At 71.0% G+C, this 13,079-nt stretch carries 12 protein-coding genes, 1 tRNA gene and 1 other RNA gene; 9 read left to right on the forward strand and 5 right to left on the reverse strand.

What is annotated here, in order from left to right:
* Positions 1-61 precede the first annotated feature (61 nt).
* Together PUR56_RS13445 and ffs are read right to left on the reverse strand one after the other, a co-directional pair.
* Complete coding sequence (locus PUR56_RS13445; RefSeq protein WP_329949071.1) at positions 62-2,293, reverse strand: DNA polymerase III subunit gamma and tau; 2,232 nt, start codon at positions 2,291-2,293, stop codon at positions 62-64.
* A gap of 87 nt (positions 2,294-2,380) precedes the next feature.
* Positions 2,381-2,477, reverse strand: an RNA gene (gene ffs, locus PUR56_RS13450) — signal recognition particle sRNA small type.
* A gap of 130 nt (positions 2,478-2,607) precedes the next feature.
* Here ffs and PUR56_RS13455 point away from each other — a divergent pair.
* The 4 genes from PUR56_RS13455 (at position 2,608) to PUR56_RS13470 (ending at position 4,011) form a co-directional block, all read left to right on the forward strand.
* Positions 2,608-2,692 (forward strand) — tRNA-Ser (locus PUR56_RS13455).
* 144 nt (positions 2,693-2,836) lie between these two features.
* On the forward strand, positions 2,837-2,959 hold the full coding sequence (locus PUR56_RS13460) for a hypothetical protein (protein ID WP_329949072.1): 123 nt from the start codon (positions 2,837-2,839) through the stop codon (positions 2,957-2,959).
* A gap of 237 nt (positions 2,960-3,196) precedes the next feature.
* A complete protein-coding gene (locus PUR56_RS13465) occupies positions 3,197-3,658 on the forward strand; it encodes a prevent-host-death family protein (protein WP_329883828.1) in 462 nt (153 codons plus the stop codon).
* Positions 3,655-4,011, forward strand: a complete 357-nt coding sequence (locus PUR56_RS13470) for a hypothetical protein (protein ID WP_329949073.1) — start codon at positions 3,655-3,657, stop codon at positions 4,009-4,011. Before PUR56_RS13465 ends, PUR56_RS13470 begins: the two co-directional genes overlap by 4 nt.
* A gap of 287 nt (positions 4,012-4,298) precedes the next feature.
* Here PUR56_RS13470 and PUR56_RS13475 read toward each other — a convergent pair whose 3' ends face one another.
* On the reverse strand, positions 4,299-5,447 hold the full coding sequence (locus tag PUR56_RS13475) for an IS30 family transposase (protein ID WP_443034490.1): 1,149 nt from the start codon (positions 5,445-5,447) through the stop codon (positions 4,299-4,301).
* 557 nt (positions 5,448-6,004) lie between these two features.
* Between PUR56_RS13475 and PUR56_RS13480 the strand changes: the two genes are divergently transcribed.
* The 5 genes from PUR56_RS13480 to PUR56_RS13500 all read left to right on the forward strand — a co-directional run bounded on the left by PUR56_RS13480 (position 6,005) and on the right by PUR56_RS13500 (position 11,823).
* Positions 6,005-7,318: a helix-turn-helix domain-containing protein gene (locus PUR56_RS13480; RefSeq protein ID WP_329884986.1), complete on the forward strand. Its 1,314-nt coding sequence runs from the start codon at positions 6,005-6,007 to the stop codon at positions 7,316-7,318.
* A gap of 368 nt (positions 7,319-7,686) precedes the next feature.
* On the forward strand, positions 7,687-8,427 hold the full coding sequence (locus PUR56_RS13485) for a hypothetical protein (RefSeq protein ID WP_329884985.1): 741 nt from the start codon (positions 7,687-7,689) through the stop codon (positions 8,425-8,427).
* Between the two features lie 2 nt (positions 8,428-8,429).
* The gene (locus tag PUR56_RS13490) at positions 8,430-9,740 is read left to right on the forward strand and encodes a UDP-N-acetylglucosamine 1-carboxyvinyltransferase (protein ID WP_329884984.1); all 1,311 of its coding nucleotides are present in this window, start codon (positions 8,430-8,432) and stop codon (positions 9,738-9,740) included.
* The gene (locus tag PUR56_RS13495; RefSeq protein WP_329949074.1) at positions 9,737-10,780 is read left to right on the forward strand and encodes a serine hydrolase domain-containing protein; all 1,044 of its coding nucleotides are present in this window, start codon (positions 9,737-9,739) and stop codon (positions 10,778-10,780) included. Before PUR56_RS13490 ends, PUR56_RS13495 begins: the two co-directional genes overlap by 4 nt.
* 8 nt (positions 10,781-10,788) lie before the next feature.
* On the forward strand, positions 10,789-11,823 hold the full coding sequence (locus tag PUR56_RS13500; protein WP_329949075.1) for a UDP-N-acetylmuramate dehydrogenase: 1,035 nt from the start codon (positions 10,789-10,791) through the stop codon (positions 11,821-11,823).
* A 356-nt stretch (positions 11,824-12,179) separates the two neighbouring features.
* On the opposite strand, the gene PUR56_RS13505 is transcribed toward PUR56_RS13500, so the two are convergent.
* Both PUR56_RS13505 and PUR56_RS13510 read right to left on the reverse strand, forming a co-directional pair.
* A complete protein-coding gene (locus tag PUR56_RS13505) occupies positions 12,180-12,458 on the reverse strand; it encodes a type II toxin-antitoxin system RelE family toxin (protein ID WP_329884973.1) in 279 nt (92 codons plus the stop codon).
* A gap of 5 nt (positions 12,459-12,463) precedes the next feature.
* Positions 12,464-12,745, reverse strand: a complete 282-nt coding sequence (locus PUR56_RS13510; RefSeq protein WP_329949076.1) for a type II toxin-antitoxin system Phd/YefM family antitoxin — start codon at positions 12,743-12,745, stop codon at positions 12,464-12,466.
* Between the last annotated feature and the right edge of the window lie 334 nt (positions 12,746-13,079).

Consider the following 13,079-nt stretch of genomic DNA (forward strand, 5'->3'; position numbering starts at 1 on the left):
TGCGTTCGGTCCTGCGTTCTGTGTGCGTCCTCGCCCCGAGCCTACGTGCTGCCCGGTCGGCTCAGCCGCCGCTGTGCCGGATCTCCTCCAGCACCGTCGCACCCAGCTCCCGGACGATCAGATCCTGGCCGGAGAAGGCCTCCTCGTTGAGGTCCGGGTCGTCCTCCTCCGGGATGTCGTCCTCCGGGGCCACCGCCTGCACCGGACGCGCCGGGGCGGCCTGGGGCGGAGGTGCCTGGACCGGTGACGGCCTCGGCGTGACCGGCATCGCCTGGGGCGCGGCGACCGGCGCAGGCGCCGGTACAGGGGCGGCCACGGGCGCCGGCGCGACAGGCGCGACAGGGGGCGCGGACGCCGCCGGACGCGCCGGTGCAGCTCCCCAGCCACCACCACCGCCGGCACCGCCACCGGCTCCGCCGCCGAAGCCGCCCGAGGGACCACCACCGGGGGTCCCGCCGACTCCGCCCGAGGGGTCGACGATGCACTCGACCCGCCAGTCCACCCCGAGCGCGTCCGCCAGCGCCTGGCGCAGCACGTCGTCGCTGTTGCTGCTGACGAAGCTGTCCCGCGCGCCGGCGTTGATGAACGAGACCTGGAGCACGCTGCCGTCGAACCCGGCGACCTGGCCGTTCTGGCTCAGCAGGATCCAGGTGAACCGGCGCCGGTTCTTCACCGCCTCCAGGATCTGCGGCCAGAGCTGCCGGACCTGCCCGGCGCCCTGCTGCGCCGCCGCCGACGGCTGCCCACCGGCCGCCGCAGGTGCGGGCGCCGGGGCGGGCTGCTGCGGCTGCTGCACGGGGGCAGCGGGCGCGGGGGCAGCGGCCGGGGCGGGAGCGGACGCCTCACCGGCCGGCGAGAAGCTCCGCTTGATCGGCCACGCCCCGGGCGCGGAAGCGGCCGGAGCCGCCGGCGCCGCAGGGGCGGCGGGCGCGGGTACCGGAGCGGGCGACTGCGGCACGTACTCCACCGCCGGGGCCGCCACCTGCTGGACCTCCGGCACCGCCGCCACCGGAGGAGCCGTCCCACCGGCCGCGATCCCGCCGCCCTCACCGACCCCGATCGCCCCGAGAGCTCCGAGGCCGGCGACACCGGGACCACCCAAACCACCCGGACCACCGCCGGCGAACCCGCCGGCCGCCGCCCGGCGCTCCAGCTTGTCCAGCCGCGCCTGCAACGACAGCTCGTCGCTGTACGCGCCCGGCAACATCACCCGGGCACAGATCAGCTCCAGCTGGAGCCGGGGCGCCGCGTTCCCGCGCATCTCCGTCAGTCCGGTGTTGACGATGTCCGCCGCCCGGCTCAGCTCGGCCGCGCCGAACGAGTCCGCCTGCGCCTGCATCACCGCCACCCGGTCCGCCGGGGCGTCGAGCAGACCCTTCTCCCCCGCGTCCGGCACCGTGGCGAGGATCACGAGGTCCCGCAGCCGCTCCAGCAGGTCCGTGACGAAGCGACGCGGATCGTTCCCGCCCTCGACCACCCGGTCGACGGCCTGGAACACCGTCGCCCCGTCGTGCGCGGCAATGGCGTCGACCACCTCGTCCAACAGCGCCGAGTCGGTGTACCCGAGCAGCGCGGTGGCCATCCGGTACGTCACACCGCCCTCGGTGGCACCGGCCAGCAGCTGGTCCATCACCGACATCGAGTCACGCACCGACCCGGCGCCGGCCCGCACGACCAGCGGGAACACCGAGTCCTCGACCTGGATCTCCTCCCGGCCGCACACCTCCGCCAGGTAGTCGCGCAGCGTGCCGGGCGGCACCAGCCGGAACGGGTAGTGGTGCGTCCGGGACCGGATCGTCCCGATCACCTTCTCCGGCTCGGTGGTCGCGAAGATGAACTTGAGGTGCTCCGGCGGCTCCTCCACCACCTTCAGCAGCGCGTTGAAGCCGGCCGGGGTCACCATGTGCGCCTCGTCCAGGATGAAGATCTTGTACCGGCTGTGCACCGGGGCGAAGAACGCCCGCTCCCGCAGCTCGCGCGCGTCGTCCACGCCACCGTGCGAGGCCGCGTCGATCTCGATCACGTCGATCGACCCGGGCCCGCCCGTGGCGAGGTCCCGGCAGGACTGGCACTCACCGCACGGCGTCGGCGTCGGGCCCTGCTCACAGTTGAGGCAGCGGGCCAGGATGCGCGCGCTGGTCGTCTTCCCGCAGCCGCGCGGGCCGCTGAACAGGTAGGCGTGGTTGACCCTGTTGTTGCGCAGGGCCTGCTGGAGCGGAGCGGTCACGTGCTCCTGACCGATGACCTCCGCGAAGGTCTCGGGGCGATAGCGGCGGTACAGGGCTAGGGACACACCACCGACGATATCGGGACGGACGGACAAACGCGTCGCCCCTCGACCCGCCCCGGCCCCGCCCGTGCCCACCGGACTCCCCGGGAACGCAAAGACCCCCCGTGCACCCGTCAGAGCCCTCTTACCCTTGCTGCCTTCCGGCCCTGGGGGGGTTCAGAGAGATAACGCCACACGAGGGGCTGCCCCCAACACTACCGGATCCCGGGCCCACCCCTCCACCACCACCCCCTCCCCTCATCCGCAGGCCACCCCTCGCCCCCACCTACGAGATACGTGGTCGCGACCACCCCTGAACATGTACTAAGCTCTCCCACGGAGGATTCGCCTAGTGGCCTAGGGCGCACGCTTGGAAAGCGTGTTGGGGGCAACCCCTCACGAGTTCGAATCTCGTATCCTCCGCCGGCAGAAGGCCCGGACCGCTCAGCGGTCCGGGCCTTCGTCGTTCCCGGCTCCGGGTGCCGTGCCGGAGGCACGGGCAGAATCACGAGGGCAACAGCCGCCCCGAGCCCAGACGAGGCGGACGGCGAGCATTCGGGCGACAGCATGCCGAAGATCCCAAAGGCCGACGCGTGGGCCAGCGCCGCCGTGAACGCGGTGCGCGCGCTCCCCATGGAGCACGATCACGTCGTCCAGACGCCGGTCATCGACCGGGCGAAGGCCCGGTGACTGCTCCGACCGGGCCGGCAGCAGCGGTTCGATCCGGGCTCATAGCTCGTCGTCCACGATCCACGGCTTGCTGCTCACACCATCACGAACGGACGAATCGTCACACCGGCAACGCCCACCGGCAACAATTCACAAGATCGTGTTACGAGTCCATGCAGGCACCCCCGAGGGGCGAACGGCGATTTCGACATCTGCAATCAGTTGACTTCGGAACGTATTCCGAAGTAACATCACGACATGTCCACTCTCACCGTGTCGTTCTCCGACCTGTCGAAGAACTCCAAGCGCGTCGCGGACAGTGTCGAACAGGCACAGCGCATTCACGTCACACGCCGCGACGGCGAGGACCTGTACCTAACCACGGAGCGCCACGACCGTCAGCGCGAAGAGACGGCCGACGTCACCGCACGACTGTTCGCAGCGCTGATCACCAGCAGCGAGGGCGCTCGCGCCGTCCTCCTCGCGCTCCCCGAGGTCTTCCCGTGGACCCGCCACCTGTCGGCCGAAGAGGTCCGGGAGTTTATCGTCGACCTCGTGAACGCCACTCGCGACGTGGTGGAGCTGGACGTCCACGCCAATCTGCACAGAGTGATCGTCGAGTGGCGCGCCACAGCCCGAATCCTGGCGGATCCGGAACTGGCTGCGCAGCTCACCGAACTGCTTCCCGGTGACGACCACGGCGAGGTTCCCAACCCATGAGCCCCAAACGCGGCGACGACGTCCCACCACCGCCGATCGGCAGCGAATGGCGGCTACGGTTCGCCACCAATGAGGCGGCCAAGGGGTGGGGCGATCTCTGCTCCGAAGCTCCCGGGAATACACGACGCTGCTTCGAAGCCCTTCGCACCGACCCCATGTCCATGGGCGACCCTGATCGGCAGCACCGGCTTCGGGGGCGTCTGGCGGCTCGCACCCTCGGAGGGAGCGAGCTGCCGCAGTGGGAGTACGAGGTGACCGCCGGCGGGCGCGTGCGCTACCTCGTCGACGAGCCAGGGCGGACCGTACATCTCGTCTACGCCTCGCCCCGGCACCCCAAAGACACGGACAGCTGACCAGGCACGAGGTGGACGATCCAGCTGCAGGTGCCAGGTAGCATGGTCTCAGTTCTGGTCTCATTCATCGCCGTCCGGCTGGTTCGACCGCCACCCGACGGTTCGCTCCGGCGCAGGTCAGAACAGGTCTGAACCCCGGCAGACGGCGTTCGGGAGAATTGGAAAGCGTGTTGGGGGCAACCCCTCACGAGTTCGAATCTCGTATCCTCCGCCTCTGCCAGCCATGGCAGCACGAAGGCCCCGACCGCCCAGCTTGGGTTCTGGGGGTCGTCGCAACACCACGTGGTTTAGGTGGTGAGTAGATCACGTAGACGCTCGGCTGGGGTATTCCAGCCGAGCGTCTTGCGTGGGCGGCCGTTGAGTTCCTGGGCGACGTGTTCGAGGTCTTCGGGGCTGTGCGGGCTCAGGTCGGTTCCCTTCGGAAAGTACTGCCGCAGGAGCCCGTTGGTGTTCTCGTTCGAGCCGCGTTGCCAGGGTGAGGCGGGGTCGCAGAAGTAGACGGGCATTCCGGTGGCCATGGTGAACTGCCTGTGGCGTGCCATCTCGCTGCCCTGGTCCCAGGTGAGGGAGCCGCGCAGGTGGGCCGGCAGGGTCCGGACGGTGCGGACGAGGCCGTCGCGAACGGTCTCGGCGTCGTGGGCTCCGCCCGGCAGGTGGACCAGCATCGTGTAACGGGTGCTTCGTTCGACCAGGGTGGCGATGGCGGAACGCCCGCCCGCGCCGATGATCAGGTCCCCTTCCCAGTGGCCGGGCACCGCCCGGTCCTCGACGTCGGCGGGCCGGTCGCTGATCATCACCATCGGGTCGATGAACCGCGGGGTGCGCCGCTCGGGGTCGCGGCGGGGTCTGCGGCGGGTCCGGCCGGAGCGGACGGCTGCCTGCACTTCCCGTTTCAGACCGCCGCGGGCCTGGAAATACAGCGCCTGATAGATCGTTTCCACGCTCACCCGCATGCTCTCGTCGTCGGGATGCTCCGTCAGCAGAGCGTGGCAGATCTGTTCCGGTGACCACCGCCTGAGCAGTCCGCCCTGGACGAAGCGACGCAGCCGTCCCTCGCGCAGCAGCTTGCGCTCCTTGGGCCGGGGCCTGCGCGCCGCCGCCGCCCGGTGGGCCGCGTAGGGCTGGTAGCCCCTGCTGCCCGCGTTCGCGTCGATCTCCCGTTTGATCGTGCTCGCCGGCCGTCCCAGGGCCCGTCCGATCGCCCGCAGAGACTGGCCCGCCGAGCGGAGATCGCGGATCTGTTCGCGCTCGGCCAGGGTCAGGAAGCGCGGGTGGAGCTGCTTCTCCAGGACCCCCAAGCCGACCGGTACTGTTGTCACACCGGACATGGTGACGGTTCCCGCCCGGTAGTCGACGCGGTACCCCTCCGGATACGTGCGCGAATGGCCGGTCTTCTTGACGCCCCGTTCCCAGCCCCTGGCCGTGCGCTCGTTCACACCGACCTGCCGGGCCGCCGCCAGGCGTGCGACACCCGTGTCCCGAAGCCGCTCGTACTCATCGCGCCCGGGGTGGCGCCGCGGCAGGCGCACCGAGCTCCGTCCGCCCTTCCGGGCCCAGCCGAAAGCAGTGTTCCGGTTCACCCCCAGCTCACGCGCCACCACCGTCACGTTCCCCACCACATCCACCCGCGCAAGGAAACGCTCCCTCAACCCCGAAAGATCATCGCGTCCAACGGCCACGGTCCTCGCAACTCCCACCGATCGCGGGTGTTGCGAGGACCGCTAGAACCCAAGCAGCGGTCGGGGCCTTCGGCGTTCACCGTAGGGTTGGCAGACCTGGTGGCGGCGACCTCGTATCAGGACAGCCCGAACCGGCATGCCGAAGGTTCCGGGAAGTGTCGCCCAGCCGGGACAGGTTCACCCGTCGCAACCGACCACCGCACGAATGAGACGGACAGATTCGCCCCCGAGCACGGCTTCCGCTGCGCAGCGCCCCCGCAGCTGGGTACCGTAGCGGTCTGTAGCCGGTCGGGTACGATCCGCGGGAGTCTGCGGTGGGGGACAGCAGGACGTTCGGCGCGTTCATCTCGCTCCGGCGGTCGGTGCTGGGGTGGACCCAGCTCCGCCTGGCCACTGAGGTCGGCCGCAGTGAGGACTGGATGTCCCTGGTCGAGCGGGACATGCAGCAGGTCAAGGACTTGACGCTCCTCCAGCGCTTCGCCGAGGTGCTGGGTGTCGACCTCGCGGAGCTGATCACGTTGCCGCAACCGGCCGCCGAGCGCGCGAGACCCCGTCCGCGAAAGCCTGCCTCCGCTACGCTGACGAGCACTTCCGCTGCCGAGGAGGACGATGTGCGACGCCGCCCGTTCCTGACCCTGGCGGCTGCCGCCCTCTTCGCCCCGGCCGCCGGCCAGCAGGCCGCGCACGCCGAGGAGAAGGCCTCGCTGGCCGATCTGGAGGACCTTCTCCTGTACGGGGCCGGCCGGATTCCGTCTCCCCGCCGTGAGCCGTCCCAGGCGACGGTCGCCGCTTCGCTGGTGACGTCGCGCCGGGAGTTCAAGGCGGCCCAGTACGACGCCCTGGCCCGCGCCCTGCCCGGTCGGATCGCCGCCGCCGAAATGATCGGCTCGGCGGAGGAACGGGCCCGCAACGTCGCCCGGCTCTACAACATCGCCGTCCGGCTGTGCATCAAAGTCGGTACCAACAACCTGGTGGCCATCACCGCGGACCGCGCGCTGACCGCAGCCCGGTTGGGCGGAGACCCGCTGATCACCGCAGAGGCCCAGCGCATGGTCTCCAGTTCCTGGCGTCGCCAGGGCAGCCTGGCTCGCGCCACCGACATCGTGGTGGTCGCCGCCGAAGACCTCCTCGCCGATGCTTCCGTCCCCGAGACCGCCCGGCTGGCCACCCGCGGAGACCTGTACGCCACCGCCGCCTACACCGCCGCGAAGTCCGGCGACCGCTCCTACGCGCACGCCCTGATCCGGGAGGCCGCCGACAGCGCCGCCGCAGCGAGCCGGTCCTCCGGCCTGCTGGACGGCGTCCAGGGCGTCGCCCTGCACGAGCTGTCGGTGCACTACGAGCTCGGCGACGCCGGGCGAGCGATCGAAATGGCTGCCACCATCGACCCCGCCGCGCTGCCGACCGCTGAGCGGCAGGCCCGCTTCTTCACCGACGTGGCCCGCGCGTTCGACCAGTGGGGCAAGCCCGAGCAGTGCTACCGGGCCCTGCTCGCCGCCGAGGAGGCCGCTCCGCAAGAGGTCCGCAGGGGCGCTGTGCGCGACCTCGTCACCGGCCTGCTGCGGCACGACCGCAAGCTTCCCGGCGTTCGGAACTTCGCCGCCCGCGCGGGCGTGCAGATCATCTGACCCGTAGCCGGACTACGGCCCGTAGCCCGGCTACGGATCCGGCATCCCGCCCGGCAGTTCACTGGGGAACGTCCACCCCTCCCCCTGCTGCCGAAGGCCCTCCCATACCAACGCACAGCACCGCCACGCCCTCCGAAGGACCCCGGCACGCCGCACCGGAGAGACCGCCTCGGCACCTTCCTGACCGCCTCCTGGACCGCCCTGCACCTGCCCGTGCTCGTGCTGCTCGGCCTCGCGGTCGACCATCAGGCCGAGGCCCGCCCCCAGGCAGCGGCCACCACCCTGGACCTGCCCATCTCGTAGGGCCAGAGGTCGTCACCACGCCCCCCGCACGTCTTCCCCTCCCTCGCCCGAGAGGAGAACCAGCCATGCACCGGCTGACCGACGCGCCCCGGATCGACACCGACCTGGAGCGCATCGACTACCGCACCACGCCCGCGTACTACATCGACACCGAACAGGTCACCGACCCGGTGGTCCTGCACCTGCTGAACTGCTGCCCGACCGTGTTCGGCCTCAAGAAGGCCATGGTCGACCTGCTGGCGGGACACCTCGGCATCGCACTCCCGGAGCCCGCCGGGACCGTCGAGCCCGGCGCGACGGTCCGGGGCAACGTGGTCGTGGCGGCCGGGGCCGTCATCGCCGAGGGCGCGTTCGTCACCGGTCCCGCCCTGGTCTGCCCCGGCGCAGTCATCGAGGCCGGCGCCCGCGTGCGCGACAACACGGTCATCGGCCCCGGCTGCCGGATCGGGTTCGGCGCCGAGGTCACCCGCTCGCTGCTGACCGGCGGGGTCTTCATGAAGCACACCAGCTTCGTCGGCGACTCCGTGCTCGGCCTGGGCGTCAACATCGGCGCGTTCGTGTCCACCACCGGCCTGCGGGTGACCTCCGGCCCGGTCACCGAGCCGGCCACCGAGGAGGTGTGCGCCCACCTCGACGGCCGCCGAATCGCCACCGGCCAGACCAAGTTCGGCGCCGTGGTCGGTGACGGCGTGATCGTCCCTGCGGGCACGGTCCTGCAGCCCGCCACGCTGATCGGCGCGCACACCCTGCTCTACCCCAAGACCCAGGTCGGGGGCTTCTTCCCCGCCGGAAGCCAGGGAAGGTAGCCATGCCAACCACCGACACCTCCGCGACGACCGACGAACGCACCGTGTACATCACTGGCGGCCGACCCCTGACCGGCACGGCCACGGTGCAGGGCAGCAAGAACATCGCCCTGCACCTGTACGCCGCCGCGATACTGGCCGACGGCCCGCTGACCCTCGTCGGCACCCCCGAGATCCTCGACACCGGCGTGGTCGCCGACATCCTGCACCGCACCGGCACGCGCACCACCGTGGTCGGCACCGAGTTCACCACCCACCCGGCCGACTCCTACTTCCCAGTCGTCCCGGACGACCTCGGCAGGCGCATCCGCACCACCGCCGTGATGGCCGGTGCTCTGCTGGCCCGCGCCGGGAAGGTCACCCTCCCGCTGCCCGGCGGCGACGCATTTTGCGCTCGGTACATCGACCGGCACTTGGCCGCGATGGCGGCTGCCGGGGCCGAAGTGGAGTTGGACCGGGGCCGGGTACGGGCCCGCTTCACCGGCAAGCGGCTGCCGTTCGTCACCGACGCCGAGACCCGTGCCTGGGGCCCGAGCCTCGGGGCAACGGTCACCGCGATGCTCCTGGCCGCCCGCACCCCCGGCACCTCGACGATCCTCAACCCCAGTGTCGAACCCGAGGTTACTCACACCGCCGCCCTGCTCTCGCAGGCCGGCGTCGGCATCGAGTGGCGAGGCAGGAACGCCCTGAACATCACCGGCACCGAACGCATCCAGGGCGGGGTGTTCACTGTTCCGCCCGACCGGCTGGAGGCCGCGACGCTGGCCCTGGCCGCCGCCATCACCGGTGGCACCGTGCACCTGGACGATTTCCCCGCCGCCGCCTTCCCCGACGGCCTAGTGTCGGTGTTCGCCGACGCCGGCATCCGGCTCGACCCGGTGGACGGCGGGACCACCGTCAGCACCCCGGCCGGACCGCGGCCGGTGCAGACGGCCACCGGCCCGCACCCCGGCTTCCCGACCGACGTACAGCCCCAGCTGACCGCCTTCCTCACCCAGGCCGAGGGTGCCTCCCGGATCGAGGAGCGGGTCTACACCCAGCGCGACACCCACCTGCCCGCCCTCAACGCGTTCGGCGCCACCGTCAACGCGACCGGCTCGGTGATCACCGTCCGGGGCCGGTCCCCGCTCGCCGCCGCCGACGTGGCCGGCGAGGACATCCGTGCGGCGACCGCCCTCGTGATCGCCGCCCTGGCGGCCCAGGGCACCTCTACGATCCGAGGGATGTACCACCTGCGGCGCGGATACGGCAGCCTGCTGCCGAAGTTGGCCGCGCTCGGTGCCGACCTGACGATCAACCAGGAGCAGTCGTGACCCTCACCGTGCCGTGGAGCCCGAACGCACTCGTCGACCTGCGCGAGTGCCTGGAGCTGCTGACCGCCGACGGGACTGTTCCCGGCGGCGTCATCGCCCACGGCACGTTCGACGCCGAGCCCGGATTCCTGGCCTCCGGCATCGTCGCCCCGGAGTGCGGCGATGCCCGGCCGGGTCCGGACACGGTGTACGACGTGGCGTCCCTGACGAAGGTGCTCGCCACCTGGCCGCTGGTCGGCACCTCCATCAACGAGTCCTTCACCCTGGACACCCCGGTCCGCGAGCTGCTGCCCGACGTCCCGGCCGAGGCACCCGGCGGCCGAGTCACGGCCCGCCAGATCCTCTCCCACACCTCCGGCCTGCGCGCCGACACCCGCCTCGACCGGTACCGGGGCCGCACCGAGCCACTGGCCGAACTGATCTGTGGCGAAGACCTGATCACCGAACCCGGAGTCGGCCACCGCTATATCAACCGCGGCTTCATCCTCCTCGGACTGGCCCTCGCCCACACCCGGGGCCACCGCCTGGACGAGCTGGCAGCCGACCTGTGGCAGAGCCTCGGAATGACCGCCACCGCCTACGGGCCGCTCACCCGCTCCGCGCGGGTCGCGCCGACCGAGCAGCGGCTGCCGGGCGGCCCCCGCCTCTGGGGCTTGCCGCACGACGACAACGCCGCCCTGCTCGGCGGAGTCGCCGGCCACGCCGGGGTGTTCACCACCCCGGCCGACCTCTCCGCCTTCGCCACCGCGCTGCTGTCCTCACACGCGAACGGTGGGGACCTGGGCCGCTGGCTGGCCGACAGCCTCCAGCCGCTCGCCGGGATCGAACCCGGTCTCGACCGAGGCCTGGCCTGGATCCTCGCCGACGGCGGCCGGGTGGCCTACCACCACGGCTTCACCGGCACGAGCCTCTACCTCGCCCCTCACACCGGCCGCTACCTGGCCATCTGCACCAACGCCGTCTACCACCACCAGGACAACCGCACCCGCCTCGCCCCGCTGCGGGCCCTCGCCCTCAAGGCGATCACCGACGAACCCTAGGAGGGCCCATGCCAAGCCCCACACTCGCGTCCCTCACCACCCTGCGGCTCGGCGACCCGGCCAGCGACGTCCTACAGGTCGCCGACCCCGACGACTGGTTCGAACTGGTCCGTACGGTCAGCGACCGGCAGGAGGACGCACCGCTCACCCTCGGCCACGGCAGCAACGTCATCGCCTCCGACAGCGGCCATGAGGGCATCGTCGCCGTGATGAACACCCGCGGCATCACCGCGAAGCGGGTGGACGACGACACGATGGCCGCGACCGTCCAGGCCGGCCACCCGCTCGCCGACCTCGTCCAGTGGGCCGCAGCCGAACACCTCGCCGGGATCGAGTGCCTGGCCGGCATACCCGGCACCGTCGGCGCCGCCCCCGTCCAGAACGCCGGGGCCTACGGCCAGCAGGTCTCCGACACCCTCGACCACCTCACCACATGGGACTGGGACATGGGCCGCCTGCGGACCCTGCCCACCCAGGCATGCCGGCTCCGCCACCGCGACAGCCGCTTCAAGCACGACCCAGGCCGCTGGACCATCCTCACTGTCACCTTCCGCCTGACCCGCTCCCCGGCCGCACCCATCTCCTACCGGCCGCTCGCCGAGGAACTCGGCGTCCTGCCCGGTGCCAGGCCGCCGGTCAGCGAGGTCACCGCCGCCGTCCTCGCCAATCGGCACCGCCGCGGCCTCCTCCTCGACCCCCACGGCCCCGACGCACGCCAAGCCGGCTCCGTGTTCCTCAACCCGCTCGTCACCGCCACCCAGGCCGCCCGTTGGTCGGCGACGGGCTGCCCCATCCACACCGACAGCGACGGCCAGCTGCGGGCAAGCGCCGGATGGCTCCTCGAACACGTCGGCTACCAACCTGGCCAGAAGATCACCGAGGGCGTCCGATGCTCGGCACGCCGCACCCTCACCCTCACCGCCCACAGCAGGGCAACCGCCTTCGGCTTCGCCCAGGCCCTCGCCGACCTCGCCGGGAGGGTCGAGCGCGCCACTGGCATCATGCTCCAACCCGAGCCCGTGCGGGTCGGCACCTGGCCATAAGGCCCACTCCTCTGGTCTCAGTTCTGGTCTCGTTCACCCCCGTCCAGCCGCGTTCAGCCACCGCCCAGCAGTTCGCTCCACCGCAGGTCAGAACGGGTGCGAACCTCAGCGGACGGCGTTCGGGAGAATTGGAAAGCGTGTTGGGGGCAACCCCTCACGAGTTCGAATCTCGTATCCTCCGCCTCTGCTGGCCATGGCAGCACGAAGGCCCCGACCGCCCAGCGGTCGGGGCCTTCGGCGTTCACAGGCTCATCTGCAGTCTCAACGGCCAACTCTCATGTCTTGGAGCGGAGGAGGCGCCACTGACAGTGTCGCCCCACCGGCCCGAGCGTCGTGGATGATCGGCGCCACAGCACCTACAGGCCGCGGTACACGTCGCGGCGGTTTCCGGCAGCCATCACCCACACGATCAGCTGGCCGTCCTCGATCGTGTACACGACGCGGTAGTCGCCGACTCTGAGACGCCACCGCGAGCTGTGCCCCTGAAGGGCCTTGATGTCGAAGGCCGTTGTGTCGCCCTCGTCCAACCCCTTCTGGAGCTCGGTCAGGCGATAGAGGATCCGCAGAGCATCGGGGCGCGGGATCTTGAGCATGTCCCGTTGCGCGTGCGGGGTGAACCGCGTCACGTAGCCCATAGAGATCAGGCGTGGTGGGCACGGAGCAGGGCGGCCATCTCTTCGAGCGAGACCGAACCTTCGGTGCCTTCGGATTCCGCCTCGTCGGCCAACTTGTTCAGCCAGGACTCCTCCGCCTGCTCAGCCAACCGGCTCAGCCGCCGGTACTCAAGGATGTCGATCACGACGGCTTCCTGCTTGCCGCGCCGAGTAATGATCGTCGGGGTCTCGTCCCGACGGGCCCGGTCGAGGACGTCCGCCAAGTGACTGCGAACCTCGGCCATGGATGCGATCACCGGTTCACTCATGTCACAAATGTAGCAGATGTACATGTGCCCTTCGAGGCTTCTGTCCACCCGCCTCCGAGCTCCGCCATCCGGAGCCCGGTCGGACGTGGGGCGCCCACTGCCCTGGCTGCAGTTCTGGTTGCGTTCACCCCCGCTCAGCGCCGTCCGCAACTCAGCGACCGAACTGCTCCGCCCCAGGTCAGAACGCCTACGCCCCCCCCGTTATGTTTTTCGCGGTCCTGCAAGAGGGCCGCTGGCCTCCGGGCCCCGGCATGACTGTGTCCCCCTGTCGAAGAGATGACCTGGGGGGTGGTGTCACCGGGCCCGGAGGTGTCGTCGGAGACGCTGATGAGAG

The organism is Streptomyces sp. BE303, assembly GCF_036290945.1.
Lineage (GTDB): Bacteria > Actinomycetota > Actinomycetes > Streptomycetales > Streptomycetaceae > Kitasatospora.

Excerpts from the sequence above, each read along its gene's own strand:
- PUR56_RS13460 (WP_329949072.1), top strand. The coding sequence starts at position 2,837 with ATGCCGAAGATCCCAAAGGCCGACGCGTGGGCCAGCGCCGCCGTGAAC.
- PUR56_RS13465 (WP_329883828.1), top strand. The coding sequence starts at position 3,197 with ATGTCCACTCTCACCGTGTCGTTCTCCGACCTGTCGAAGAACTCCAAG.
- PUR56_RS13470 (WP_329949073.1), top strand. The coding sequence starts at position 3,655 with ATGAGCCCCAAACGCGGCGACGACGTCCCACCACCGCCGATCGGCAGC.
- PUR56_RS13485 (WP_329884985.1), top strand. The coding sequence starts at position 7,687 with ATGCACCGGCTGACCGACGCGCCCCGGATCGACACCGACCTGGAGCGC.
- PUR56_RS13490 (WP_329884984.1), top strand. The coding sequence starts at position 8,430 with ATGCCAACCACCGACACCTCCGCGACGACCGACGAACGCACCGTGTAC.
- PUR56_RS13500 (WP_329949075.1), top strand. The coding sequence starts at position 10,789 with ATGCCAAGCCCCACACTCGCGTCCCTCACCACCCTGCGGCTCGGCGAC.
- PUR56_RS13505 (WP_329884973.1), bottom strand. The coding sequence starts at position 12,458 with ATGGGCTACGTGACGCGGTTCACCCCGCACGCGCAACGGGACATGCTC.
- PUR56_RS13510 (WP_329949076.1), bottom strand. The coding sequence starts at position 12,745 with ATGAGTGAACCGGTGATCGCATCCATGGCCGAGGTTCGCAGTCACTTG.